Consider the following 25,280-nt stretch of genomic DNA (forward strand, 5'->3'; position numbering starts at 1 on the left):
ATGAAACAGTATATAATTATACTATTGACAGCGATGCTTATAGCCAGCTGTCAAGAAAAGAAACAAACTGAAACACGCTGGGTACATATTAAAACCATTGCTCTAGCAGATGTAAATCCTATAGGTATCGCTCAAGGTGAAAAGGGAATCTGGCTCAGTGATGGAGATCGTAATAGGCTGGTGTTAATAGATACAAGCGGCGTAGTTTTAAAAACCATAGACTCCCTAGACAGGCCTATGCACATCGCTACCGAAAAGGGTGTCCTCTACATACCGCAATATGGAAATGATAGTGTAGTTACTGTGCTTGAAAATCTTAGAATGAATATTGCTATCAAAGATTCGCTAGATGCTCCAGCAGGAATAGCAGTAAAAGATAGTACGATGGCTATTGCAGATTTTTATAACAACCGCATACTCTATACGTTAGATTGTAAAAATTGGTCTTCCATTGGAAAAGAAGGAAAAGCAGATGGAGATTTTTATTATCCCACAGATGTTCACTTAACAGAAAGTAATATATGGGTGGCAGATGCTTATAATAATAGGCTGCAGGTGTTTGATAAAAAGGGTAATCATCTTAAAACCATAGGTGAAGACCAAAAGATGAATGCAGCAACGGGCATCTTTGTATCAGATACTAATGCTTATACAACAGATTTTGAAAACGATAGAGTACTTGTTTTTGATCTAGAAGGAAGTCTCAAGCAAGTACTTGATACAGATATTTCAAAACCTACAGATTTAATTATAATTGATGAGGTGTTGTATGTGACAAATTATAAAGGCAAGTCGTTAAGTCTCTACACCCAGCAAGAAGTTGAAATAAGTAGTCAAGAAGGTCATGATACTCATAATGATCATCACGACCACGAAGATCACGAGGATTAATGAAAACAAGAGATTATACAATTAAGGGAATGACCTGTAATGGTTGTCGTACTGGAGTAGAGCAGAAGCTTGCTGGAGTTACGGGCGTCTCGCAGGCTATTGTTTCCTTAGAAAACGAAGAGGCTACCCTTACAATGGACGACGAGGTAACACTTGACCATTTGAAAAGTGCATTGCCAGAAAAGTATCGTATATCATTAAAGGAACAATCTAAAGCAGAGAGTGAAACGCAAGAGAAGAGCACTGGTGTTTTTGCAAGTAATGAGACGGCTACTCAAGAAGCAAGCGAGTCAAAATTGCAACAGCTCAAGCCGCTCTTTCTTATCTTTTTGTTTATAACTGGAGCAGCCGTATTACTTCATTTCAAAGATGGTTTGTGGGATGAAGCTATGCTGGATTTTATGGGGTTGTTTTATGTTGTTTTTAGTTTTTTTAAATTTTTAGACATTAAAGGATTTAAAACAAGCTTTGCGATGTATGATCCACTAGCTGGGGCGGTACCTGGATATGGTTATGTATATCCATATATAGAGCTTGCACTGGGACTTATGTTTTTAATGCGATTACAAATAGCCATAGCGCTTGTGCTTACTATTGTCATACTAGGTATTACAACGGTAGGCGTGACTAGAAGTTTGTTGAGTAAGAAAGAGATACAATGTGCTTGTCTAGGCACGGCACTTAAACTACCTATGACAGAAGCAACATTTATTGAAAATGCTATTATGATTATAATGGCGATTATAATGCTTACAAACCTTTTATGAAAAAGAAACTCACAGCCGTACAAATTTGCACTTTGATTGTATTTACGCTCTACTTGGTCTGGGAGTATAATATGCAGCAATTTATTTCGGTAAACGGATTGTCTAATTCTTTTGAGACACGTCTAGACCTTCTGCTGCTTGTTCCTTTATTGCTTGTTTTGGTGAGTATTTCTATCTGGCAATTTGTAAAGAAGTAATTACGCTTTCGCGAAAGCGTAACAAGAACCATAAAAAAACCTCTGCCGAAAAGCAGAGGTTTTTGATTTTTAGAACCACTCCGAGAGTAGCTCATAAATATCTATGGCGATTCGCCATTACATCATTCCCGGCATTCCGCCACCTCCCATAGGTGGCATTGCTGCTGGAGCATCTTCTTTAATGTCTGTAAGTGCACATTCTGTAGTAAGAATCATTCCAGAAACAGAAGCAGCATTTTCTAGTGCTACACGTGTTACTTTCTTAGGGTCGATAATTCCTGCTTTAAGCATATCTGTGTACTCACCATTTTTTGCGTTAAAACCAAAGTCTTTCTTTCCTTCTAGTACTTTAGAAATCACCACAGCTCCTTCACCACCAGCGTTAGAAACAATCGTTCTAAGTGGAGACTCAATAGCACGGTTTACAATCTGCACACCAGTCTCTTGGTCTGCATTTTCTGTTTTGATTTTGTCAAGAGATTTCTTTGCACGCACAAGAGCAACACCTCCACCGGCAACGATACCTTCTTCTACAGCGGCACGAGTTGCGTGTAAAGCGTCATCTACACGGTCTTTTTTCTCTTTCATCTCAACCTCAGAGGCAGCACCTACATAAAGTACAGCAACTCCACCTGCAAGTTTTGCAAGGCGCTCTTGTAGTTTTTCTTTGTCATAGTCTGATGTGGTAGTCTCTATTTGAGATTTGATTTGCCCTACTCGAGCTTTAATCATATCTGAGTCTCCAGATCCGTTTACAACAGTTGTGTTGTCTTTATCTATAGTTACTGTCTCTGCAGTACCTAGCATATCTAGCGTTGTGTTTTCTAGTGTAAAGCCTCTTTCTTCTGAGATTACAGTACCTCCAGTAAGGATAGCAATATCTTCTAGCATAGCTTTACGACGATCTCCAAAACCTGGTGCTTTTACAGCAGCAATTTTAAGAGCGCCACGTAGTTTATTTACCACAAGAGTAGCAAGTGCTTCTCCATCTACATCTTCTGCAATGATAAGAAGTGGCTTTCCTGTTTGTGCCACAGGCTCAAGCACAGGAAGTAAATCTTTCATATTTGAAATTTTCTTGTCAAATAGTAAGATGTACGGGCTATCTAGCTCTGCACTCATTTTCTCACTGTTTGTCACAAAATATGGAGAAAGGAAACCGCGATCAAACTGCATACCCTCTACAACATCTACATACGTTTCTGTTCCTTTTGCTTCTTCTACAGTGATAACACCTTCTTTACCTACTTTTCCAAAAGCTTCTGCGATAAGTTCTCCTATCACTTCATCATTGTTTGCAGAGATAGATGCTACTTGCTTTATCTTGTCTGAAGAGTTGCCCACTTTTGCAGTTTGTTTTTCTAAATCTGCAACAATAGCTTCTACTGCCTTATCAATACCTCTTTTAAGATCCATTGGGTTTGCACCAGCAGCTACGTTTTTAAGTCCTTCTGTTACGATAGCTTGTGCAAGTACTGTTGCTGTAGTTGTACCGTCACCAGCAAGGTCATTAGTTTTTGAAGCAACTTCTTTTACCATTTGTGCTCCCATATTTTCAAGAGCATCTTCTAGTTCTATTTCTTTTGCTACAGTAACACCATCCTTTGTTACGTGTGGCGCTCCAAAAGATTTTGAAATAATCACGTTACGACCTTTAGGTCCTAAAGTAACTTTTACTGCGTTTGCAAGTTTATCTACACCACGCTTTAATCCGTCGCGTGCTTCTATATTAAATTGAATGTCTTTTGCCATTTTCTTTTTACTTTTTCAAAGGCTTTAAGCTGTATGCTCTAAGCGCTATGTTTAAAATATTTTAATTTTCTTAATACGCTTTCGCGAAAGCGAATACCTATTTATACAATCGCAAGGATATCATCCTCTTTCATAATCATATAATCTGCTCCGTCAAATTTTAGTTCACTACCTGCATACTTTCCGTATATCACAGTGTCACCTACTTTAACCGTCATCGTATGATCTTTTGTTCCAGATCCTACAGCAACTACTTTACCTCTTTGTTGCTTTTCTTGTGCACTATCTGGAATATATAAACCAGATGCTGTTTGAGTTTCTGCTGCTACAGGCTCTATTACAACGCGGTCTGCTAATGGTTGAATTTTAATTGCCATTGGTATTTAATTTAAGTTATAAAGTTTGATTCTAGTTGTAACCTCTGTAAGTTACGCTAGCGTAAGTGGCAGAAATTATGCCAGTGATTATGCACTGACAAAATTGCATAAAACAAAAAAGCCAGCTGTAAAGCTGGCTTTTTATAATATTTTAATAAGAGACTTATTGGTCTCCCCCGTCTGTATCTGGTAAACTTACCGGTGCTGGTGCAGGAGTAGATTGTTCTACAGCATCTGCATCAAATACCTGTGACTCTGCTGTTACAGAACCATCAAAAATAGCTAGATTACTAGCAAGTATAAGGATAAGTAATATGGTTGCAAGAGCCCACGTTGCTTTGTCTAGAAAGTCTGTAGTTTTTTGCACACCACCCATTTGCTGTGTACCGCCACCTCCAAAAGAAGAAGAAAGTCCGCCACCCTTAGGATTCTGTACCATAATAACCACTACTAGTAAAAATGCTACAATAACGATTAGTGCTAAAAATATATAAAACGTAGTACTCATAATATTTTAATCTTTTTGTTGCTCGAGTTGTTCTACTGCTCGAATTTGGTCTGCAAAGAAACCACTTTTTTCTGGATATTTCAAACTTAAAATGCGGTAAGCTTGTTTTGCTTTTTTAAAGTTTTTTTGCTCTACATAGACACGCGCTAAAGTCTCTGTCATCAACGACTCAGAAGAATATGGAAGTTCTTTAATTATTTTCTTTTTTTCTGACTGTGCAGGTTTTATAGCACTTATTTTTGGGTTTGTTTCTATAAAAGAATCTATAATTTTGCGCTTTCTTTCTCTACTATCTTCTTCTTTTATAGCAGGTTGAATCTCCTCGTTTTCCTCACTTTTAAGTGTTGTAATAACTTCTTTAGTTTTTACAGCTTCTAGTTGAGTTGTTTCATCTTGAGAGCGGTCTATGGGTGTAAAGGTTGAAAGCTGTAACCACTCACTAAAAGAGTGTGCCTCAGACTTAGTAAACGGTAATGGTTTTCCTACTTGGAGCGTCTCTTCGGCTCTCGCCCTTGTCATCTCTGAGTCTATTTTTTCTACAAAGAGATCTGGGTCTAGTATTTTAGAAGCTTTAGCTTGTTCTTCTTCATCAAGTATGGTAGATACGTCTTCTATATCTGTGATGATAAGATTGCGCAGGACAGTCTCTTGCTCTTTGATTTGCGCGCTTACGTCATTTTGTAAAAAACGCTCTGAGGTAATGTAGTCAAAAAGCACAGCTCTGTCTGATGTATGACTAGCTGTTTTCTTAAGGGCTTTATTGTAAGCAAAGCTTTCTTGATTTTTTAGTCCTTTGAGATATAAAGCCTGGGCGCTTTGAAAGAAAGGGAAGGCATCAATAATATCTCTAAGACTTGCCGTCTCTTCGGCTGTAATCTTATCTGGATGTTCAAGCAGGTATGTGTATTGCTCTGTATTCATTACCAGCGTGCAAGTGATGCGTTAAAAACATCTTGAGTTATACGTTCATAAATCTCGTCTATAGCAGAGTCTAGTACACTACCCACGGGTTGTGCCGTGCCGGTAAAGTCAGAAAAGAAAGAAAACCTACGCTCAAAGTCATATTCACCGTCTGTTTGTGTGTTGTTGTAAAAACGCACGTTTATAGTAATGGTTAATCTGTTTTGAGCAGCTGTATTTTCTGAGGTTGAGGCTTGTGGTGCAATGTAGTACTCTACAATCTCACCTTCATAAATAACGTCTGCATTAGTATTTGTTAATACTAGGGGAGACTGGTTCTGTATGATATCTCTAAGTTGCTCTGTAAACTCGCGGTCTATACCGGGTTCTACAATGGCCGCTTCATTTTGAAAAAAGCGAACTTCAAAAGTTTCTTCATTTACAATGGAAACTCCACTTAGAGAGTACACACCACAACTCTGGAAGCCAAGTGCAAATAAGATAATAAGTAAGGTGCTTTTTGTAGAATTCATATGTAGATAACGAAGATGCGGTTTAAAAATTGAATGTACAAGCCTAAGATTATAGATCAAACTGTTTAATCTTTCTATAAAGTGTGCGCTCGCTTATACCTAGCTCTTGTGCGGCAGCCTTACGTTTTCCTTTGTGGCGTTCTAGTGATTTCTTTATAAGTTCCAGCTCCTTGTCGTGTAGCGATAAAGTTTCTTCCTCTTCTATCTCCTCTGCAAAGTGATATGGATCTATTACTGACTCTGTAGGAGGTGGGGTAGGAGCTTGTTGTGATTTTTGAGGTATCTGTAATACATCCATCACTTCTTCTACCGTCTCGTAAGAGTCGTCTTGGTCATCATTATAAATCTTGTTTATAAGACTTTCATTCTCCTGACGTACATCTTGCGTGTTGCCATTTTTCATAAGCTCGAGCGTGAGCTTTTTAAGATCATTTAAGTCGGCTTTCATATCAAAAAGCACTTTGTAAAGAATCTCTCGCTCGTTAGAAAAGTCTGACTTTTCTTGTGATTTTATAACCGCAGGAAGTCTAGATCCTGTATCTGGCAGATAGTTTCTTATAGTCGTAGCGTCTACCTCGCGATTAGTCTCAAGTACAGATATCTGTTCAGCTACGTTGCGTAGTTGTCTTATGTTACCACTCCATCTATATTGCACGAGTAGTTGTATAGCCTCATCACTTAGGCGTATGGTGGGCATCTTATACTTCATCGCAAAGTCTGAAGCAAACTTTCTAAACAATAAGTGTATATCGCCTTTGCGCTCTCTTAATGGTGGCAAAGCAATATCTACAGTGCTTAACCTGTAATATAAATCCTCACGAAATTTTCCTTCTTCAATGGCATCAAACATCGCTACGTTTGTTGCAGCAACAATACGTACGTCTGTTTTTTGTGTTTTTGAAGATCCTACTTTTAAGAACTCCCCATTTTCTAAAACTCTTAAAAGACGCACTTGTGTAGGCAGCGGTAATTCTCCTACTTCATCTAGAAATATAGTCCCACCATCTGCTTCTTCAAAATAGCCACTTCTAGTGGAGGTAGCTCCGGTAAAAGCTCCCTTCTCGTGGCCAAAAAGTTCACTATCTATCGTTCCTTCTGGAATTGCTCCACAGTTTACGGCGATGTACTTATTGTGTTTTCTGTGTGAAAGCGAGTGTATAATGCGTGGGATACTTTCTTTACCTACCCCAGACTCTCCTGTAACAAGTACAGATATATCAGTAGGCGCCACTTGTATTGCTTTTTCGATTGCACGATTAAGCCCAGGATTATCTCCTATAATACCAAATCTTTGTTTTGTGGTTTGTATTCCTTCCATAATTACTTAACTCGTTTGTCGTGTCACAGCGCTCGCTTGTGATGGTTGTTTTTACGCTTTCGCGAAAGCGTAATTAAGCCCTTTAAAATGTATTAGTCTACTCCTTAATTTTAAAGCTTATTTCTATCTCTTATAACGCCTTTAAGAAACAGTTTTTTAATTCAATTAATGATACTCAAATGTTGATTCTGCCCTGAGTGTTTCACCATTGATCTGCATTCTCGTAGTAGGGTAATCTAAATCATTATATTCATATTCATAAAAAATACTACCTTGTGATTCGTTGAAAAAGTCAGTAACATCCACTTGTGTTACGTTATTTTGAGATAGATATGTAATCTGTCTAAAATCTCCTAACTCTAAAAACTGCAGGTTTAAATGCAAACCTATATTTTGAGGTAATCCTTTTTTGTAGGGATTGATTTTTTGATCATAATAAAAAATTTGATCTTTCCTAGGAGTAAGTTCACCTGTACTTTGGTCAATTCTTTCTGTAAAAACTCTTGTCGTATTATTTCCAGCATACTCATATGTAGTTCTAGATAAAATCTGACCACTAGAATTATCAATAGTTTCTGTCGAAATTATCTTAGAATAGCTGTCATCTTCAAATGTATAAACGTTTCTAAAGTAGAAATCTTCATCATCAAATAAATCTCGACCTTGTAAGGTGATATTGTTGTTATCGTATGTTACTAGTGTTTCGGTAGCTCCAGTGTCTGTAGAGCTCATAGTTTTTGTCCAAATATTATTTTCATACACATATTGAGGATTTGGAGTATTATAATATAGAACATTTCCATTTTCATCACGAAAAAATTCAGATACATCTCCATAATTTTCTAATGTCACAATACGGCCTTCTATATCAAAACTAGCAACCCTGGGAGGGTTGTCAGTTGTTACAACATTTCTACTCACGGTTTTCAAAATCAGTTCAGGAATTTCTACAAATTCCATTTCAGATTCCTCTTCTGCAACATCAGGAGTCGGGATTTCGTCATTTTGAGAACAAGAAAAAATGAGAATAACAATAAAAAATAACCTAAAAGTAAAATTTTCCATAATAATTGGTTTAAGTGAAATATTAAAGTTAAACCTTCAATCTTAATTTTAAAATGGTTACTACTTTTTGTAAGCGTAAATCATTATCGGTATTTCCTTATGACATTAATTTACTCTACTGTGTTTACATTAGTTCTGCCAGTAATCTGCATACCCAACAGCCTCTCCTATTAGCGTTCCAGTAGTGCACTCATTTACTTTTACGTTTACAAAATCACCTACTTTATAATCACCTTTAGGGAAAACGGCAACTACGTTTTGGTCATTGCGACCGCTCCACTCGTCTTTATTCTTTTTAGACTCTTTTTCTATTAATACCTCTATGGTTTGATCTTGATATCTTAATAGATTTTTTCTTGAGATCTCACGCTGTAAGTCTATGACGTCTTGCAATCTTCTTTTCTTAATTTCTAGCGGAATGTCATCTTCCATTTTACGTTCCGCAAGGGTTCCAGGGCGTTCAGAATAGTAAAACATAAAACCGTAGTCATACTTTACGTAGTCTATTAGATCTAGTGTGCCTTGATGATCTTCTTCGGTCTCTGTGGGGAAACCTGTTATCATATCTTGACTTATTCCAATGTCTGGGATAAGGTTTTTAATGTTGTCTATAAGCGTTTTATACTCTGCTACCGTATGCTGGCGGTTCATAAGCTTGAGTATTCTGTCACTTCCAGATTGAACAGGTAGGTGTATGTAGTTACAGATGTTTTTATGGCTCGCCATCACTTCTATAACGTCTAGCGTCATATCTTGAGGGTTTGAGGTAGAGAAGCGTATTCTCATTTTAGGCTGTGCTCTAGCCACCATATCCATAAGCTGTGCAAAGTTTACCGCTGTAGCCTTTGCCATCTCACTGGCTTTGTCAAAATCTTTTTTGAGGCCACCGCCATACCATAGGTAAGAATCTACGTTTTGACCCAGTAGGGTAATTTCTTTAAATCCTCTATTTGCAAGATCTTGTACTTCTTCTAGTATAGATTGTGGGTCACGGCTACGCTCACGTCCTCTTGTAAATGGTACCACGCAAAATGTGCACATATTATCACAACCACGTGTGATAGATACAAAAGCGGTAACTCCGTTAGTTTGTAATCGCATTGGTGAGATATCACCATACGTCTCTTCTTTAGAAAGGATAACGTTTACAGCATCACGTCCTTCTTCTACCTCACTTAGTAGATTAGGAATGTCTTTATATGCATCTGGACCTACAACGAGATCTACAATTTTTTCTTCTTCAAGAAATTTGCTTTTAAGACGCTCTGCCATACAGCCTAGCACGCCTACCTTCATTGTAGGGTTTTGTTTGCGCTTTACGGCTTGGTATTTTTCGAGTCGCTTTCTTACAGTAACCTCTGCCTTCTCACGTATAGAACACGTGTTTACAAGCACGAGGTCTGCTTCTTCAAGATTTTGAGTGGTGTTATATCCTTCATTTGCAAGTATAGAAGCCACGACTTCACTATCTGCAAAGTTCATCTGGCAACCGTAACTTTCAATAAAAAGTTTTTTACTGTTCTCGAGTTTTCGCTCTAGTGTAAGCGCTTCCCCTTGTTTATGCTCGTCTATTATTTTTTCCATCTGCTTAATCGTCCTGAATACGTTGTCAAGGATTATGCAAAGATACAGTTAATAAAGAATTGTGACAAAGTGGCAGGCGCTTAGAATTGACATAAATTCTCGTAATTTGTAGCAAAAATTAAAAAATTGCAACTCAAGCTACTCCCTATTTTAGTTTGTATACTCACGCATCAGGCTTGGTCTCAAGGTGTCGAGCCTGCTTCTAAGCAACTGTATACACAAGAGTTTTCTATACAACACGATAATGACTTTCTTTTTGCAATAGACCGTTATTATACCGCGGGAAGCTTTTTGAGATATAGTAGAAAGTTAAAAGAGGATTTTATTTTTAAGAATACGCTAGAGGCGCCGTTACAGTATGATATCATAATAGGTCAAGAGACTTATACACCACGTGAGCTATTTGTAGAAAACTTTGACAGCTTAGAGCGACCTTATGCTGGCTATTTATTTGCAAGGTTTAATCTTACAAAAGCTCAGGAAAATAGCTTGTATGCTGTGGGTCTTGAGATAGGACTCGCCGGCGAGCAATCTGGAGCACGTACCTTGCAGCTCAATTATCATAACCTTATAGGTGCATTTATGCCCGTATGGTCTGGCCAGATTGCAAATAGTACACATATTAATCTTTATGGAAGTTATGTAAAGGACTATGTGCTGCCTAATTCTAATCTGTTTAAAAACGCTGCGCTACAATCTTCTGTGGCTATAGGTACAAGAAGAATGTATGCACGTCAAGAAGCACTTTTATACATAGGTGATAGGGCGCAAGTGAGTACTTCTTCTGCATATGGCCGAGTAGGAAACACGACAGAGTTTTATGGTGTAGGCGGTTTAGGAGTTGAGTATGTAGTGCTTAACGCGCTTATAGAAGGTAATCCCCTAGGTGATAGTTCTCCTTTTACCTTACCTGCAGTGCCAGTAGTTTTTTCTTTTAAGGCAGGAGGTGTCTATCGAGCGCATCGCAACACCTACCGTATGATCTATAAATTTAGAACCAAAGAAACCAAAAGAGAGGGAAGAAGTCAGTACGTAACCTTTGAGTTTGCCAGACGATTTTAAATTCCCTTATTTTAGAGCGCTTATCTTTATAAGTATAAACCAGTATTATTTATGACCCACACAGACTTACTCACCAAAATAAAAAATGCACCACACGTAGATTTTGGTAATCTCTTTGGAGAATCTATCAACCTTTTCCAAAAAGTGTTCTTACAAGGGTTACTCTTGCAGATACTAACCGTAGCCATTTCTTACGGGATATCTATGCTTGTTATGTTGCCTTTTAGTCTAGGTGGCGCATTTATAGATTATAATGATATCAATAGTTATAGTGATGAGGAAGTAGGCATCGTGGCAATTATCACAATGTTTTTTTTATACCTAATAATTACCGTTGTAATGGCGGTGGTAAACTTTGCATTGCAAGCCGCGTTTTATAGAATTGTACGTATGAAAGATAGAAACAAGCGCAGCGAGCTGGGTGTAGGTTTTGGGATGTTTATAAAAAAACAGCATATAAAAAAGGTACTCATCTTGTCTATGGCTCAAATAGGCATTGCCGTGGTAGCGATGTTATTTTTTATTCTCCCCTTGTTTTTTGTGCTTGTGCCGTTGCAATTTGCCGTTATCATATTTGCCTTTAACCCAGAACTCTCTGTTAACGATATTTTAAAAGCTGCTTTTGCTATTGGGACAAAAAAGTGGGGAATCACCTTTGGGGCTTGTATTATTATAGGTTTTCTTGCGCTTGTGGTAGGGGTGATGGCTTGTTTTGTAGGGGTGTATGCAACTGTTTCAATTGTGTATTTACCGGCTTATCTGGTCTATAAAGAAGTGGTAGGCTTTACCGAAGATGAAGACCTCATTGCTCAGATAGGTGTGTAGTGTGAGTGCGCTTTCGCGAAAGCGTAATAAGCCCCATTAAACCACAATTTACAAGGCTTTAAAAATGCATTTATTACAGAAATAACGGCCTTGCGGATTGCGATATAAATAAAACATCTACTTTTGTAATCTGAAAAAATAAAATGTATGGCAAAGAATCTCGTCATTGTGGAGTCACCTGCAAAGGCTAAAACGATAGAAAAATTTCTAGGCTCAGACTATAAAGTTGAGAGTAGTTTTGGACACATTGCAGACCTTCCCTCTAAGGAGTTAGGTGTTGATGTAGATGGAGATTTTACTCCAAAATATAAAGTCTCAGACGATAAGAAAAAGGTGGTGAGAAACCTTAAGTCTCTTGCAAGTAAGGCAGAGATGGTGTGGCTCGCTAGTGATGAGGATCGCGAGGGAGAGGCTATAGCCTGGCACTTAGAACAAGAGCTTGGGTTAACACCAGACCGTACAAAGCGTATTGTTTTTCACGAGATTACAAAGACGGCTATACTAAGGGCTATTGAGAACCCTCGTAAGATTGATTATGATCTTGTAAATGCACAACAAGCGCGTAGAGTGCTTGATAGATTAGTGGGGTATGAGCTCTCTCCAGTATTGTGGAGAAAGGTAAAAGGAGGTCTTTCGGCGGGACGTGTGCAATCTGTTTCTGTAAGACTTATTGTAGAGCGTGAGCGTGAGGTTTTAGGTTTTAAGCCTAAAGCATCATATAGAGTAGATGCAGAGTTTACTACGCAAGATGGAAAGTCTTTTAAAGCAAAACTTCCTAAAAATATAACTACCAAAAAAGAGGCGCAGGCTTTTCTTGAGAAAAATCTGAGTGCTACTTTTAAAGTAGATGCACTTACTAAAAAGCCAGCAAAAAAATCACCAGCACCACCATTTACTACCTCTACCTTACAACAGGAAGCAAGTAGAAAACTGTACTTCTCTGTAAGTAAAACGATGACGATGGCACAGCGACTCTATGAAGCTGGGCATATTACATATATGAGAACAGATAGTGTAAATCTATCTAAAGATGCAAAGGCTGGAGCAGAGGCAGAGATTGTAGCTGCTTATGGTAAGGAGTTTCATAAAGAACGTAATTATAAAGGCAAGTCTAAGGGAGCACAAGAAGCTCACGAAGCGATACGTCCTACAGATTTCTCAAAGCATTCTGTAAATATGGACCGCGACCAGATACGTCTATATGAACTTATATGGAAACGTGCGATTGCCTCACAAATGAGCGAGGCACAACTAGAGCGCACAAATGTGCAAATAGCTTCTAGTGCGGGTACAGATAATTTTACAGCAAATGGGGAGATCTTAAAGTTTGAAGGTTTCTTAAAAGTATACCTAGAAGGTAGTGATGATGAAGATGTAGAAGAAACAGGTTTACTTCCTGATCTTAAAACAGGAGAGGCGCTACTTAATAAATACATTACCGCCACAGAGCGTTTTACAAGACCACCATACCGTTATACAGAAGCTTCTCTAGTAAAGAAGCTTGAAGAGCTGGGTATAGGACGTCCATCTACATATGCACCTACTATTACGACTATCCAAAATCGTAAGTATGTAGAAAAAGGTACTGTAGAAGGGAAGGAGCGATCTTATGATGTGCTTAGTCTTGAAAACAACGAGATAAAAGATAGGACTCTTACAGAAACTGTAGGGTCAGATAAAGGAAAGCTTGTTCCTACAGATGTAGGGATGGTCGTAAACGACTTCTTGGTACAGCATTTTGAAAACATTCTTGATTATAACTTTACTGCAAAGGTTGAAGCAGATTTTGACGACATAGCAGAAGGAAAGCAGGAGTGGACTAAAATGATGAAGGATTTCTATAAAGACTTCCATCCTCACGTAAAAGATGTAGAAAAAAATGCAGAGCGTGAAGTAGGAGAGCGCATACTAGGTAAAGATCCAGAAACAGGTAAACCTGTGAGTGTGCGTCTAGGTAAATTTGGTCCTATGGTTCAAATAGGTTCTGTAGAGGATGATGAGAAGCCTCGATTTGCAAGTCTAGGCCCAGATCAAACGCTTAGTAACCTTACGTATGAGCAGGCAATGGACCTCTTTAAACTACCTAAAGATTTAGGAACTTTTGAAGAAGAAGAGGTGTCTGTAAATAATGGTCGTTTTGGACCGTATGTTAAGTTTGGAAAAACATTTGTATCACTGCCTAAAGGACGTGACCCAATGGATGTAGATCTAGATGAAGCTATAGTGTACATCAAAGAAAAACAAAAGGCAGACGCTCCTATATATATGTATGAGGATCTTCCGGTTCAAAAAGGTACAGGTCGTTTTGGCCCGTATATAAAATGGAACGGAATGTTTATAAACGTAAACAAGAAGTACGATTTTGATAACCTCTCTGATGAGGATATTGTAGAGCTTATAGAAGTTAAAAAGCAAAAGGAAATAGATAAAGTACTTCAGGATTTTCCAGAAGAAGGAATACGTGTAGAAAAAGCACGCTGGGGACGCTCTAATATTATAAAAGGTAAGCTCAAAATAGAGCTTAGTAAAGATATAGATGCTGCTGCTTTAAGTCTTGATGAGATAAAAGACTACATCGAGAAGAAAGCTCCAAAAAAGAAGGCTGCCAAAAAGAAGGCGCCAGCAAAAAAGAAAGCTCCGGCTAAGAAAAAAACCACAGCAAAAAAGAAATAACATATGGCATTTGAGGTGCTCCTCCCTATTCCAGATCTTGCGCTTGCACATATACAGCTGCAGCATCACCAGTCACTAGGTAATAACATAAGGCTGCACAACGAGCAAGAAGGACTGCCAGAATTAGAAGGGGTACGCATAGCTATAGTTTGCTTACGCGAAAAAAGAAGAGATCCCAATAATCTTTCAGACGGGCTCTCTTTCACCGAAGTGCGCCGAACATTTTATGAACTGTTTCCTGGAAACTGGCACACTACTATTGCAGATCTGGGAGATATAAATCCAGGTGCGTCTGTAGATGATACATACTTTGCAATACGTACACTCAACGAGTCTTTATTCAAAAAAGGAATCATACCTATTTATATAGGAGGAAGCCAAGATCTTGTGTATCCTATTTATCGTTCTTACGATAAGCTAGATCAAATGGTTAATATCGTTAATGTAGATAGTCGTTTTGACCTAGGAGACGCTAGTCAGCCTATAAGCAACAAGTCTTACGTAGGTAAAATCATAGTCACAGAGCCTTATAATTTATTTAATTACTCAAATATTGGGTATCAGACCTATTTTAATCCTCAAGAGGAAATAGATTTGATGGATAAGTTGTATTTTGACTCCTATAGGCTGGGCAATGTTTCGGCAGCTATAAATATTACTGAGCCTGTTATGCGTGATGCAGATCTTGTTGCTATAGATCTTAATGCTATACGCAGTAGTGAGTTGAGTACTAGGCATAATAAAATGCCTAATGGTTTTGATGGAAAGGAGATATGTACCATTGCAAGATATGCAGGGATTAGTGACCGTGTAAGTTCTTTTGGGATTTTTGAATATCAAAATGATGCTCAAGAAGAAAAAGCGGCAATGCTTGTTGCACAGATGATGTGGTACTTTATAGAGGGAGTAAATTTTCGCGCAAGCGAAAATATGGATATAGAAAAAGGTAATTTCCTCACCTATCAAGTACCTATTGAAGATGAGGTGCTTACATTTTATAAAAGTGAAAAAACAGCTCGCTGGTGGATTGAAATTCCATTTATTATGGGCTTGAATAATAAATTAAAAAGGCACACGTTATTACCTTGCACGTACCAAGATTATCTAGACGCTTGTAACCAAAATATCCCCGAAAGATGGTTTAAGGCAAGAAAGAAAAACGAGGTTTGATTGTGTGTTTCAACGATGAAAAGATTATTTTTGGCGAATAAATTGTTTATTTCAAATAAAATAAATAGGTTTACGCCCTTAACTTAGAATACTTAACCTAATATCCTATGAAAAAGTATATTGCATTTATTGCGATAGTAGCTTTGCTGTCTAGTTGTGGCAAAGGCGATCGTGGAGAGCTCGTTGGTGCCAAAGGCAAGCGATGGAATCCCGAAAAACCATTTGGTATGACTCTCGTTTCTGGAGGGGCATATATAATGGGTAAAAGTGATGATGACTTTGCTGCGGTAAATGATGCTCCTACTAAAACTGTTACTGTTCGTTCTTTTTATATGGATGAAACAGAAATCACAAACGCCGAATATAGGCAGTTTGTAGAGTGGGTTAAAGATTCTACTGTACGTACCAAACTCGCTATACTGGCAGATGAGCTTGGGGAAACTCCAGGAAGTGGTGGTATAGGTGACTTTGCATTTAATGATGCAGATCCTGCAAATATGACTCCATACGAGCAATATATGTACGATAACTATTATGGGTTAGGCGAGACTGGCTTTGAAGGCCGTAAACTCAATAAAGATATTGAACTAATCTGGGATACAGACCAGTATCCAGATGAGTACTACGCTGAGGTGATGGATACAATGTATATCCCACTAGAAGAGGCTTACAATGGACAGCGCACGATAGACGTAGATAAACTTAACTTTCGTTACACATACTTAGACATACAAGCTGCTGCAAAGAAGAACGGTGGTCGTCGTAAAGATCATATTAAGACAGAGGTGGTTCCGATTTACCCTGATACGACTGTATGGATTAAGGATTTTGCATACTCTTATAACGAGCCTATGCATAATGATTACTTCTGGCACGATGCTTATGGAGAGTACCCTGTTGTAGGTGTTACTTGGATGCAAGCAAAAGCATTCTGTGAGTGGAGAACTATGTATAAGAACTCTTATCAAAAATCAAAAAAGAGACAATTTGTAAATCGTTTTAGACTTCCTGGTGAAGCAGAGTGGGAATATGCTGCTCGTGGCGGACTGGAAAGTGGTGATTACCCTTGGGGTGGACCATATGCAAAAAACGATAGAGGATGCTTCTTAGCAAACTTTAAACCTTTAAGAGGAGATTATGGTGCAGACCAAGCACTATATACTGTAGAAGCAGATGCTTACGAACCTAACGACTATAACCTGTACAATATGGCAGGTAACGTGTCTGAGTGGGTAGCTTCTTCTTATGATCCAGCTTCTTATGAATATATGTCTACTATTAACCCTAACGTAAACGATAAGGATAACCGTCGTAAAGTTATACGTGGTGGTTCTTGGAAAGACGTTGCTTACTTCCTACAGGTGAGCTCACGTGATTATGAGTATCAAGACTCTGCACGTAGTTATATCGGTTTTAGAACCGTACAGGATTTTATGGGAATTGATGAGAAAATCAACCTTAGAAAACCGAAGAAATAACTAATATTATTTACCCAAATTATATTATTCAATTACTTAACTAAATTAACTTAACTAAACTAAAAAATTTTATTAGTCATGGCAAAATCTAAAACTGGAAAGAAATTAATGAATATGGTCTACGGACTAGGAGCAGCAGTTGTAATTATTGGTGCTTTATTCAAAATTATGCACTGGCCTTTTGGAAACGAGATGCTTATTGTAGGTCTTGTTACAGAGGCGATAGTATTCGCAATTTCTGCATTTGAGCCAGTAGATAACGAACTTGATTGGGCGCTAGTATATCCAGAACTAGCAGGCGGAGCAAGTGGATCTAAGAAAAAAGCTGCAGCTCCTGTAGATGCAGAAGCACAATTATCAAAAAAACTAGACGATATGCTTAAAGAGGCAAAAATTGACGGTGAGTTGATGAGCAGCTTAGGAAATAGCATTCGTAATTTTGAAGGTGCAGCAAAAGGAATTGCTCCTACAACAGATGCAATGGCCTCTACAAAAAAATACTCTGAAGAGATGGCACTAGCTGCTGCTCAAATGGAATCTTTAAATAGCCTTTATAAGGTGCAGGTTGAGTCTTCTAGCCGTCAGGCAGAAATCAATGAGCAAGTAACTGCAAATGCAGGGAAACTTAAAGAGCAAATGGAAAGTCTTGCAACAAACCTTTCTTCACTGAATGGTGTTTATGGAGGAATGCTTTCTGCTATGAATAAAAACTAATTCTAGTTGTTTTTACAATTAACTAACTAACAGCTAAAATTAAAAACAATGGCAGGAGGAAAACAAAGCCCAAGGCAGAAGATGATTAACCTGATGTATCTAGTGTTTATAGCAATGCTAGCACTTAATATGTCTAAGGAGGTACTATCGGCTTTTGGGTCGATAAATGAAAAGTTTGATCGTTCTAACGCAACTTTTATTGCTAAGAATAATGAGGCATTAGCCAGTCTTACTAATAAGGCAAATGATAACGACAAGTTTAAAGAGGCAGCTGTGACAGCTAAATCTGCAAAACAATTGGGAGATGCATACTTTGCTTATCTAGCTTCAGAGAAAGATGCGCTACTTGCAGAAGTAGAAGATAAGACAGATTATGAAGCGATGGATAAGTCTAACTTTCTAGATGAACGCTTTTATAAAGGAGGAAAAATCACACCAGAAGGGCAAACTTTTCTTGATGAGATGGCAAAGTACCGTGACGGTATGGTAAAGCTTGCAGGTGACAATAAAGCGCTAGTTGCTCAAATCAATGAAGATTTTAGTACGAGTGATATTGTAGATGGAGAAGGAGTAAAGAAAGATTATATATCATATAATTTTGTAGGCTTCCCTTCAGTATCTTCATTAACTAAGATGTCGCAATTACAAAATGATATTAAGGTTGTTGAGAATGAGTTACTTTCAAAATTACTTTCTGGTAATCTTGAAGAGTTAACTAAGATTAACAACTATGAGACTGTTATGACTACCTCAAAAGGTGCTTATTACACGGGATCAACATTTGATGGTGTTTTGTCTTTAGGTCGAATCGATGGTTCAACAGCCCCTGAAAAAATGGAGTTAAAGTTGGACGGTAGAGCTATCCCTTCTGATAAAATATCTATGGATGGTGGTAAGATTGTCTTGGGAGTAAATACTGGTGGTGTTGGAGATCACAGTATCACTGGAGATCTTGTTTATTTGCAAAATGGAGAGGAAATTCGCGTTCCAGTAGATAAAAAATTCACAACAATAAACAAACCTAACTCTGCAACTATCGCTGCAGATAAGATGAATGTTGTATACCGTGGTGTAGATAACCCTATGACGATATCATTTGCTGGTGTGGCAGATAATGCTGTTACAGCATCTGGAGCAGGTCTTTCTAAAAGATCAGGAAGCAAGTACAATATGAAACCTTCTCAAGGTAGAGAGGTGACAATTAATGTGACTGCAAAGCTGCCAGACGGCGGTGGTACAGTTTCTGACAAAGCTGTTTTCCGTATTAAAGATATCCCACGTCCAGTAGGAGCTTTAGGAGGAGATGACGGTGGTAACCTTAAGAAACCTCGTAACACAGTATCTGCAGCTCCTATTAATGCTGTTTTACCAGACTTTGATTTTGACCTAAATCTTAAAGTAAATAGCTTTAAGTTTAGAGCAGGTGATCAGGCAACGGTAGCTGTACAAGGTAATAGACTTAATGCTGCGGCAAAGTCTGCACTTAAAAGAGCAAAAAGAGGTTCGTCAGTACAGATATTTGATATTAAAGCAAGTATACCAGGTAACTCTATAAGATTGAAGACAGTGTCTCCTATCATTATTGAGCTATCAAACTAAAATAAAGTAAATTATGAGTCTTAAACGTTTAATTTTTGTTGCACTAGGTCTTTTAATGACTGTACCAGCGTTTGCACAAGGTAACATCCTTAATGCAAAAACGCCAGACGAGATGTTTGAAGTAACCGAAGAGCAAAAAGCAAAAGATAATGACAAACCATTACCATACGGTTACGTTGAAAAACGTGATGTACTATGGGCAAAAAATACGTGGGAAGTTATTGATCTTGATGAGCGCGTTAACTTTCCTCTATATTACCCTATTGATACGGTAAATATGGGGTCAGATCGTCGTTCACTTTTTGATGTTCTAGTAAAGAATATTAAAAATGGTAAGATAGACGCTATCTATAGAGATTCATATTTTACAGAAAAGATACAGTTAGAAGACCTTTCTGCTGCAATGGTAAAGATCGATACTTCAGATGAGGGGTACGATCAGTTTAACGCAGGAGAGCCTATTTCAGATTATAACATTGAGCGTACAGAGATTACATCTTATGACATTAACGCATATCACGTACGAGGGTACTGGTATATAGATAAGCGTCAAGGTGAGTTAAAGTACCGTCTGTTAGGTATTGCTCCAGTGTCTGGTGATGTAAACTTTTTAGATGATGCAAGTGCGGCAGATATCGAGCTTTTCTGGGTATGGTTCCCAGGTGCGAGAGAAGTGCTTCATAATGCAAAAGCTTTTAACCGTAAAAACACATCTTTACCTATTTCATTTGATCATCTTCTTAACAGTAGGCGCTTTAACGCCACAATTTATCAAGAAGATAATGTGCAAGGAGACCGCAAGGTTAAGGAGTACATAAGTGACAATGCTATGATGCAGTTACTTGAGTCTAATCGTATAAAAGAAAATATACGCAACATAGAGCAAGACCTTTGGAATTATTAAGGGAGTTCTATTAGAATATATAAAGCCATCAGAACAATGTTTTGATGGCTTTTTTTATGTAATGAAGATAACATCACTATTTAAACCGGCTATTGCCTTATTTTTGTTTTGTGAGTAAAGTAGATTATATAATAGTAGGTCTAGGTCTTGCTGGTATTGCTTTTTGTGAGCAATGTCTAGCCGCAGGCAAGACTTTTATGGTGTTTGATAAGGGCGTAGAAGGTGCCAGTAGGGTAGCTGCCGGTCTTTATAATCCTGTAATTTTAAAACGATACTCCCTCCCTTGGAAAGCTGTATTGCAGTTTGATCTAGCGATTCCGTATTTTAAAAAACTTGAGGAAAAGCTAGATACTCAGTTTATGTACTCTATGCCTGTGAGGAAGGTGTTTCACTCTGTAGAAGATCAAAATAATTGGTTTGCTGCTAGTGATAAGCAGGGGCTCGAGCGTTTTGTAAAAACACCACTCGTAAAAAACGAAAATAAGGATATACAAGCACCTTATGATTATGGCGAAGTACTAGAGACAGGTCGGGTAGACATAAAGACTTTACAGCGCGCTTATGAAAATTATCTTGAGGGGATGTCCGCTTTCGCGAAAGCGGAATTCAACTACACACAGCTCACACTTACAAATCCCGGAGTACAGTATCAAGGTTATGAAGCGACTCACATAGTCTTTGCCGAAGGATATGGCATCAAGCAAAATCCTTATTTTAACAGATTACCACTTGTGGGTAACAAGGGAGAATACATCATTATAAAAGCGCAAAAATTAAAGCTTACTGCCGCCATCAAAACCTCTTTTTTTATTGTTCCCCTTGGTGAGGATTTGTACAAGGTAGGAGCAACTTATAACTGGACAGATAAGGACTGGGAGAGCACACAGATAGCCTGCGAGGAGTTAGAGTCTAAGTTTGCTGCTTTAGTAAATACGCCTTATGAGGTGATAGATCAAGAGGCAGGTATACGCCCTACTACGGGAGATAGAAGGCCACTTTTAGGAGTGCATCCAGCATATAAACAGCTCGCTGTGCTCAATGGCTTAGGTACGCGCGGGATAATGGCGGGCCCTCTGCTGGCACAACATCTATTTGAGTTTATAGAAAAAAATATTCCACTTCCAGAGGAGGTCGATATAATGAGATTTCCAAAAAAGCTGGAGATTTAAGTAGCAAGGAATGTGGTTTAGTACGCTTTCGCGAAAGCGTAATCTTACTTACTCACCAGTTGATCTTTACTCGGGTCATATTTCATAAAAAAGTTAATCCATATGTTGCGCGCTAGTCGCATAATAACCGGCATAAAAACGACCATTGTACCTACTATGGCGATAAATGTATTTACTAGCGTAGCTTCAAAAAAGAAATAGGTGATTACAAAAGCCGCTGTGGCAAATGCTATGCCTACGGGATAACTCACATACATAGCACCATAAAAGAAAGAAGGTTCTATCTTATATTTTGTACCGCAGTGAGAGCAACGCTCGTGCATTTTGAGCGTCTCAGATAAAATATAAGGATTTGAGTTTTTGTACATAGATTCGTTCTGGCAAACGGGGCATTTACCAGTAAGAATGCTGTTGAGTTTTGTGCCTTTTAGAATTCCCATAATCTCCTTAGTTTATAAGTACAAATTTAAGCATCTTTGCACCACCACACCGATTTCAAATTATAACTTTTACTTAATATCGTATGCTTAATATTCACAACCTTTCTGTCTCTTTTCAAGGCGAATATTTGTTTGAAGAAATCACCTTTAGACTTAATAATGGTGATCGAGTAGGGCTTGTGGGTAAAAACGGTGCTGGTAAGTCTACAATGCTACGTATCATTTCTGGCGAGCAGCAATATGACACGGGATCTATAGCTATTGAGAAGGAGATAAGTATAGGTTTCTTAAAGCAAGATATAGATTTTGTAGAAGGTCGCACGGTGCTTGAGGAGTCTTATGAGGCTTTTAAGGAAATTAAAAAACTTGAGAGTCAACTGGCTCATATCAATGAGCAACTAGCGACACGCACAGACTACGAGAGTGAGAGCTATAACCAGCTTATGATAGATATAAACGACGTGCAACACCAGTATGAGGTACACGGTGGTTATAGCTATAAAGGTGAGACAGAGCGTATATTGCAGGGTCTAGGTTTTAGGCGCGAGGATTTTGATAAGCTTACAGACACCTTTTCTGGAGGGTGGCGTATGCGTATTGAGCTAGCTAAACTTTTACTGCAAAATCACGATATATTACTGCTGGATGAGCCTACAAATCACTTAGATATAGAGTCTATTATATGGCTTGAGAGTTTCTTGCGAGGGTATACTGGGGCTGTAGTGATTGTATCTCACGATAAGATGTTTTTAGATAACGTGACTAACCGTACTATAGAGATTTCGCTAGGGCGTATTTATGATTACCCAAAGCCTTATACACAGTACCTTGTGCTTCGTTCGGAAATAAGAGAGCAGCAACTGGCTTCACAAAAAAACCAGCAGAAGCAAATTGAGCAGACAGAAAAGCTTATTGAGAAGTTTAGAGCAAAAGCCTCAAAGGCCACAATGGCGCAGTCGCTCATAAAAAAGTTAGATAAGATAGATCGCATTGAGGTAGATGAAGATGATAATAGTGTGATGACGCTTAAATTTCCTGTATCTGTAACGCCTGGTAAGGTTGTGGTAGAGGCAGAGGAGGTTGCAAAAAGCTATGGAGATAAAAACGTTTTACAAGGTATAGACTTGCTGGTAGAGCGTGATACTAAGACTGCCTTTGTAGGGCAAAATGGCCAAGGTAAATCTACGCTGGCAAAAATTATAGTGGGTGAGCTCGAGCACCAAGGGAAGGTTAAGCTAGGTCATAATGTACAGATAGGGTACTTTGCTCAAAATCAAGCCGAATATCTTGACGGATCAAAAACTGTAGAAGACACGATGATAGATGCTGCAGATGAGAAAACAAGACCACGAGTGCGAGATATATTAGGATCTTTTCTCTTTAGGGGAGAGGAGGTAGATAAGTATGTGCGAGTACTCTCTGGAGGTGAGCGCAACAGGCTAGCACTTGCTAAGCTTATGCTGCAACCCTTTAACGTGCTTGTGATGGATGAGCCTACAAACCACTTAGACATTAAGTCAAAAAATGTACTTAAAGATAGTCTCAAGCAGTTTGAAGGGACTCTTATAGTCGTATCTCACGACCGTGATTTTTTACAGGGTCTTACAGATAGAGTTTATGAGTTTAAGGATCATCGCATAAGAGAGTATCTGGGGGACATAGATTATTACCTAGAGCAGCGAGAAGTGGCAAACTTGAGAGAGGTAGAAAAGCGTGATGTTGTAAAAAAAGAAGCGCCTGTAAAGAGCACAAAAAAATCTTACGAAGATCAAAAAAAGCTCAAATCTCTCAATAATAGACTTAGTAAAGTAGAGTCTAATATTAATAAAATAGAACGCGAGATCAAAGAGCTAGACGTTGCTCTTGCGACTAATTATGATGAGACGGTTGCAGATCCAGCGTTTTTTGATAACTACAATGGCAAGAAAAAGAAGCTAGACGGCTTTATGGAAGACTGGGAGAAAATTACAGAAGAACTCGATGCGTTAAACTAGTATTTTTACGCTTTCGCGAAAGCGTAATACCACTCAACAATAATTAAGAAACCAACTGTACAAGTTGGTTTTTTCTTTTTAACACAAACAATGTGTCGTTTTGTAGGTAATACCGGACGTTCAGACTTTTAATTTAAGACATCCTTAACAGCGGTGGTCGGGCTCTGTGGTTAGATTTGCACTGCTGGTACTCAAGCCACCAAAACAACCAAAATAAACCAGATGCGTAAAATCATCCTCTCTCTGTTAGGAGTCCTGCTCATAATTGGAGCTTTTTTTGCTTCAAAAGCAATTGTAGCAAGTAATCAACGTACAAGGCCTAAGCCTAAAAAAGTAATTAAAACCGTTTTTGTAGAAGATGCTGTAAATGGGGTCGTACCTATTGAGATTTCGGCAAACGGTAATCTCGTTGCTCAAAGAAGGTTAGAAATATTTTCTGAAGTACAAGGCGTACTTCAAAAAGGAACTAAACTCTTTAAGCCAGGGCAAGAGTATAGAAAAGGACAAACATTACTTAGTCTTAATAGCTCTGAGTATTACGCAAGTGTACAGTCACAAAAAAGTGCACTGTATGACCAGATTACTTCTATAATGCCAGATTTACGTCTTGACTATCCAGAAGCCTACCCAAAATGGCAGGCTTATCTCAATAACTTTGACGTAAGCAAGGCAACTCCACCTTTACCAGAAATAACATCAGAAAAAGAAGGCTATTTCATTTCGGGAAGAAATATACAAACGGCTTATTATAATGTAAAAAATTTAGAGCAACGTCTAGGTAAATACAGAATAACCGCTCCATTTACAGGAGTTCTTACAGAAGCACTAGTTACAGAAGGAACGCTGGTACGATCAGGACAAAAGCTAGGCGAGTTTATAGATACAAGCTTATATGAACTAGAAGTTGCTATAAGTAAAAACTATGCAGATTTATTACAAGTAAATAATGAGGTAACACTATCTACTATAGACGGTAAGCAAACGTATACTGGTAAGGTAACTCGAGTTAATGGTAATATAAATCAAGCCTCACAAACTATAAATGCCTACATAGAGGTAAAAGGGGAAGGTCTTAGAGAAGGTGTTTACTTAGAGGCATTGCTACAAGCAAAAGAAGAGCAGGATGCAATATCCCTACCAAGAGGATTATTACAGCCAAATAATGAACTTTTTATGGTGCGTGATTCTATTCTAGATGTGATAGAGGTAAATCCAGTTTATTTTTCTGATAAGGAAGTAGTTGTAAAGGGTATACCTGAAGGTACAAAGATAGTAAGCAAGCCAGTACCTGGGGCATATGCAGGTATGCTTGTAAAGATCTATTCAGAAAAGGAATCATCACAAGAAGAAGCAGAGTAAG

23 protein-coding genes are annotated in these 25,280 nt (G+C 38.3%); 14 read left to right on the top strand and 9 right to left on the bottom strand.

Annotated elements, in window-relative coordinates:
* Genes ABVM49_RS07530 through ABVM49_RS07540 form a run of 3 tightly spaced genes read left to right on the top strand, consistent with a single transcriptional unit; the run spans nucleotide 1 to nucleotide 1,855 of the window.
* Complete coding sequence (locus tag ABVM49_RS07530) at nucleotides 1-891, top strand: NHL repeat-containing protein (protein WP_405201370.1); 891 nt, start codon at nucleotides 1-3, stop codon at nucleotides 889-891.
* Nucleotides 891-1,658 (top strand): heavy-metal-associated domain-containing protein, encoded by a 768-nt coding sequence (locus tag ABVM49_RS07535; RefSeq protein WP_405201371.1) that lies wholly within the window; start codon nucleotides 891-893, stop codon nucleotides 1,656-1,658. The genes ABVM49_RS07530 and ABVM49_RS07535 overlap by 1 nt, the downstream gene beginning before the upstream one ends.
* Nucleotides 1,655-1,855 (top strand): hypothetical protein, encoded by a 201-nt coding sequence (locus tag ABVM49_RS07540; RefSeq protein ID WP_035325413.1) that lies wholly within the window; start codon nucleotides 1,655-1,657, stop codon nucleotides 1,853-1,855. Before ABVM49_RS07535 ends, ABVM49_RS07540 begins: the two co-directional genes overlap by 4 nt.
* A gap of 117 nt (nucleotides 1,856-1,972) precedes the next feature.
* On the opposite strand, the gene groL is transcribed toward ABVM49_RS07540, so the two are convergent.
* The 8 genes from groL to miaB form a co-directional block, all read right to left on the bottom strand.
* A complete protein-coding gene (gene groL, locus ABVM49_RS07545) occupies nucleotides 1,973-3,607 on the bottom strand; it encodes a chaperonin GroEL (RefSeq protein WP_021778235.1) in 1,635 nt (544 codons plus the stop codon).
* A gap of 101 nt (nucleotides 3,608-3,708) precedes the next feature.
* On the bottom strand, nucleotides 3,709-3,984 hold the full coding sequence (gene groES, locus ABVM49_RS07550; protein ID WP_021778236.1) for a co-chaperone GroES: 276 nt from the start codon (nucleotides 3,982-3,984) through the stop codon (nucleotides 3,709-3,711).
* A gap of 163 nt (nucleotides 3,985-4,147) precedes the next feature.
* Nucleotides 4,148-4,492 (bottom strand): preprotein translocase subunit SecG, encoded by a 345-nt coding sequence (gene secG / locus ABVM49_RS07555; RefSeq protein ID WP_380032255.1) that lies wholly within the window; start codon nucleotides 4,490-4,492, stop codon nucleotides 4,148-4,150.
* A 6-nt stretch (nucleotides 4,493-4,498) separates the two neighbouring features.
* Entirely contained in the window at nucleotides 4,499-5,413 is a 915-nt protein-coding gene (locus ABVM49_RS07560; RefSeq protein ID WP_405201372.1) for a hypothetical protein, read from the bottom strand.
* Complete coding sequence (locus tag ABVM49_RS07565; RefSeq protein WP_405201373.1) at nucleotides 5,413-5,925, bottom strand: LptE family protein; 513 nt, start codon at nucleotides 5,923-5,925, stop codon at nucleotides 5,413-5,415. The genes ABVM49_RS07560 and ABVM49_RS07565 overlap by 1 nt, the downstream gene beginning before the upstream one ends.
* Nucleotides 5,926-5,974: 49 nt before the next feature.
* Nucleotides 5,975-7,243 carry a sigma-54 interaction domain-containing protein gene (locus tag ABVM49_RS07570; RefSeq protein ID WP_405201374.1) on the bottom strand — a complete coding sequence of 423 codons (1,269 nt, stop codon included), beginning with the start codon at nucleotides 7,241-7,243 and terminating at the stop codon, nucleotides 5,975-5,977.
* A 165-nt stretch (nucleotides 7,244-7,408) separates the two neighbouring features.
* Nucleotides 7,409-8,308, bottom strand: a complete 900-nt coding sequence (locus tag ABVM49_RS07575; RefSeq protein ID WP_405201375.1) for a hypothetical protein — start codon at nucleotides 8,306-8,308, stop codon at nucleotides 7,409-7,411.
* A 129-nt stretch (nucleotides 8,309-8,437) separates the two neighbouring features.
* The gene (gene miaB, locus ABVM49_RS07580; protein ID WP_405201376.1) at nucleotides 8,438-9,892 is read right to left on the bottom strand and encodes a tRNA (N6-isopentenyl adenosine(37)-C2)-methylthiotransferase MiaB; all 1,455 of its coding nucleotides are present in this window, start codon (nucleotides 9,890-9,892) and stop codon (nucleotides 8,438-8,440) included.
* A 126-nt stretch (nucleotides 9,893-10,018) separates the two neighbouring features.
* Between miaB and ABVM49_RS07585 the strand changes: the two genes are divergently transcribed.
* From ABVM49_RS07585 to ABVM49_RS07625, 9 genes are all read left to right on the top strand, one after another.
* Nucleotides 10,019-10,954 carry a lipid A-modifier LpxR family protein gene (locus ABVM49_RS07585; protein WP_405201377.1) on the top strand — a complete coding sequence of 312 codons (936 nt, stop codon included), beginning with the start codon at nucleotides 10,019-10,021 and terminating at the stop codon, nucleotides 10,952-10,954.
* Nucleotides 10,955-11,005: 51 nt separating this feature from the next.
* Nucleotides 11,006-11,779, top strand: coding sequence for a hypothetical protein (locus tag ABVM49_RS07590; protein WP_405201378.1), 774 nt, complete (start codon nucleotides 11,006-11,008; stop codon nucleotides 11,777-11,779).
* Nucleotides 11,780-11,926: 147 nt separating this feature from the next.
* The gene (gene topA, locus ABVM49_RS07595) at nucleotides 11,927-14,452 is read left to right on the top strand and encodes a type I DNA topoisomerase (RefSeq protein WP_405201379.1); all 2,526 of its coding nucleotides are present in this window, start codon (nucleotides 11,927-11,929) and stop codon (nucleotides 14,450-14,452) included.
* Between the two features lie 3 nt (nucleotides 14,453-14,455).
* A complete protein-coding gene (locus tag ABVM49_RS07600) occupies nucleotides 14,456-15,622 on the top strand; it encodes a formimidoylglutamase (protein WP_405201380.1) in 1,167 nt (388 codons plus the stop codon).
* Between the two features lie 107 nt (nucleotides 15,623-15,729).
* Nucleotides 15,730-17,100: a gliding motility lipoprotein GldK gene (gldK, locus tag ABVM49_RS07605; protein WP_375252834.1), complete on the top strand. Its 1,371-nt coding sequence runs from the start codon at nucleotides 15,730-15,732 to the stop codon at nucleotides 17,098-17,100.
* Between the two features lie 78 nt (nucleotides 17,101-17,178).
* Nucleotides 17,179-17,814: a gliding motility protein GldL gene (gldL, locus tag ABVM49_RS07610; RefSeq protein WP_375252835.1), complete on the top strand. Its 636-nt coding sequence runs from the start codon at nucleotides 17,179-17,181 to the stop codon at nucleotides 17,812-17,814.
* Nucleotides 17,815-17,862: 48 nt separating this feature from the next.
* Nucleotides 17,863-19,413, top strand: a complete 1,551-nt coding sequence (gldM, locus tag ABVM49_RS07615; protein ID WP_380032273.1) for a gliding motility protein GldM — start codon at nucleotides 17,863-17,865, stop codon at nucleotides 19,411-19,413.
* A gap of 13 nt (nucleotides 19,414-19,426) precedes the next feature.
* Nucleotides 19,427-20,317, top strand: coding sequence for a gliding motility protein GldN (gene gldN / locus ABVM49_RS07620; RefSeq protein ID WP_021778249.1), 891 nt, complete (start codon nucleotides 19,427-19,429; stop codon nucleotides 20,315-20,317).
* A 110-nt stretch (nucleotides 20,318-20,427) separates the two neighbouring features.
* Entirely contained in the window at nucleotides 20,428-21,486 is a 1,059-nt protein-coding gene (locus ABVM49_RS07625; protein WP_405201381.1) for an NAD(P)/FAD-dependent oxidoreductase, read from the top strand.
* A 44-nt stretch (nucleotides 21,487-21,530) separates the two neighbouring features.
* On the opposite strand, the gene ABVM49_RS07630 is transcribed toward ABVM49_RS07625, so the two are convergent.
* A complete protein-coding gene (locus tag ABVM49_RS07630) occupies nucleotides 21,531-21,926 on the bottom strand; it encodes a DUF983 domain-containing protein (RefSeq protein WP_035325395.1) in 396 nt (131 codons plus the stop codon).
* Nucleotides 21,927-22,009: 83 nt separating this feature from the next.
* Here ABVM49_RS07630 and ABVM49_RS07635 point away from each other — a divergent pair, with 83 nt between their 5' ends.
* On the top strand, nucleotides 22,010-23,920 hold the full coding sequence (locus ABVM49_RS07635; protein ID WP_405201382.1) for an ABC-F family ATP-binding cassette domain-containing protein: 1,911 nt from the start codon (nucleotides 22,010-22,012) through the stop codon (nucleotides 23,918-23,920).
* A gap of 222 nt (nucleotides 23,921-24,142) precedes the next feature.
* Complete coding sequence (locus ABVM49_RS07640) at nucleotides 24,143-25,279, top strand: efflux RND transporter periplasmic adaptor subunit (RefSeq protein WP_405201383.1); 1,137 nt, start codon at nucleotides 24,143-24,145, stop codon at nucleotides 25,277-25,279.
* The last annotated feature ends 1 nt before the right edge of the window (nucleotide 25,280 follow it).

Source organism: Dokdonia sp. LLG6352-1, from assembly GCF_045055815.1.
In the GTDB taxonomy this organism is placed as follows: domain Bacteria; phylum Bacteroidota; class Bacteroidia; order Flavobacteriales; family Flavobacteriaceae; genus Dokdonia; species Dokdonia donghaensis.

Excerpts from the sequence above, each read along its gene's own strand:
- ABVM49_RS07630 (WP_035325395.1), bottom strand. The coding sequence starts at position 21,926 with ATGGGAATTCTAAAAGGCACAAAACTCAACAGCATTCTTACTGGTAAA.
- groL (WP_021778235.1), bottom strand. The coding sequence starts at position 3,607 with ATGGCAAAAGACATTCAATTTAATATAGAAGCACGCGACGGATTAAAG.
- groES (WP_021778236.1), bottom strand. The coding sequence starts at position 3,984 with ATGGCAATTAAAATTCAACCATTAGCAGACCGCGTTGTAATAGAGCCT.
- ABVM49_RS07565 (WP_405201373.1), bottom strand. The coding sequence starts at position 5,925 with ATGAATTCTACAAAAAGCACCTTACTTATTATCTTATTTGCACTTGGC.
- ABVM49_RS07560 (WP_405201372.1), bottom strand. The coding sequence starts at position 5,413 with ATGAATACAGAGCAATACACATACCTGCTTGAACATCCAGATAAGATT.
- ABVM49_RS07600 (WP_405201380.1), top strand. The coding sequence starts at position 14,456 with ATGGCATTTGAGGTGCTCCTCCCTATTCCAGATCTTGCGCTTGCACAT.
- topA (WP_405201379.1), top strand. The coding sequence starts at position 11,927 with ATGGCAAAGAATCTCGTCATTGTGGAGTCACCTGCAAAGGCTAAAACG.
- gldL (WP_375252835.1), top strand. The coding sequence starts at position 17,179 with ATGGCAAAATCTAAAACTGGAAAGAAATTAATGAATATGGTCTACGGA.
- secG (WP_380032255.1), bottom strand. The coding sequence starts at position 4,492 with ATGAGTACTACGTTTTATATATTTTTAGCACTAATCGTTATTGTAGCA.
- gldK (WP_375252834.1), top strand. The coding sequence starts at position 15,730 with ATGAAAAAGTATATTGCATTTATTGCGATAGTAGCTTTGCTGTCTAGT.
- gldN (WP_021778249.1), top strand. The coding sequence starts at position 19,427 with ATGAGTCTTAAACGTTTAATTTTTGTTGCACTAGGTCTTTTAATGACT.
- ABVM49_RS07635 (WP_405201382.1), top strand. The coding sequence starts at position 22,010 with ATGCTTAATATTCACAACCTTTCTGTCTCTTTTCAAGGCGAATATTTG.
- miaB (WP_405201376.1), bottom strand. The coding sequence starts at position 9,892 with ATGGAAAAAATAATAGACGAGCATAAACAAGGGGAAGCGCTTACACTA.
- ABVM49_RS07535 (WP_405201371.1), top strand. The coding sequence starts at position 891 with ATGAAAACAAGAGATTATACAATTAAGGGAATGACCTGTAATGGTTGT.
- ABVM49_RS07640 (WP_405201383.1), top strand. The coding sequence starts at position 24,143 with ATGCGTAAAATCATCCTCTCTCTGTTAGGAGTCCTGCTCATAATTGGA.
- ABVM49_RS07530 (WP_405201370.1), top strand. The coding sequence starts at position 1 with ATGAAACAGTATATAATTATACTATTGACAGCGATGCTTATAGCCAGC.
- ABVM49_RS07575 (WP_405201375.1), bottom strand. The coding sequence starts at position 8,308 with ATGGAAAATTTTACTTTTAGGTTATTTTTTATTGTTATTCTCATTTTT.
- ABVM49_RS07540 (WP_035325413.1), top strand. The coding sequence starts at position 1,655 with ATGAAAAAGAAACTCACAGCCGTACAAATTTGCACTTTGATTGTATTT.
- ABVM49_RS07570 (WP_405201374.1), bottom strand. The coding sequence starts at position 7,243 with ATGGAAGGAATACAAACCACAAAACAAAGATTTGGTATTATAGGAGAT.
- gldM (WP_380032273.1), top strand. The coding sequence starts at position 17,863 with ATGGCAGGAGGAAAACAAAGCCCAAGGCAGAAGATGATTAACCTGATG.
- ABVM49_RS07590 (WP_405201378.1), top strand. The coding sequence starts at position 11,006 with ATGACCCACACAGACTTACTCACCAAAATAAAAAATGCACCACACGTA.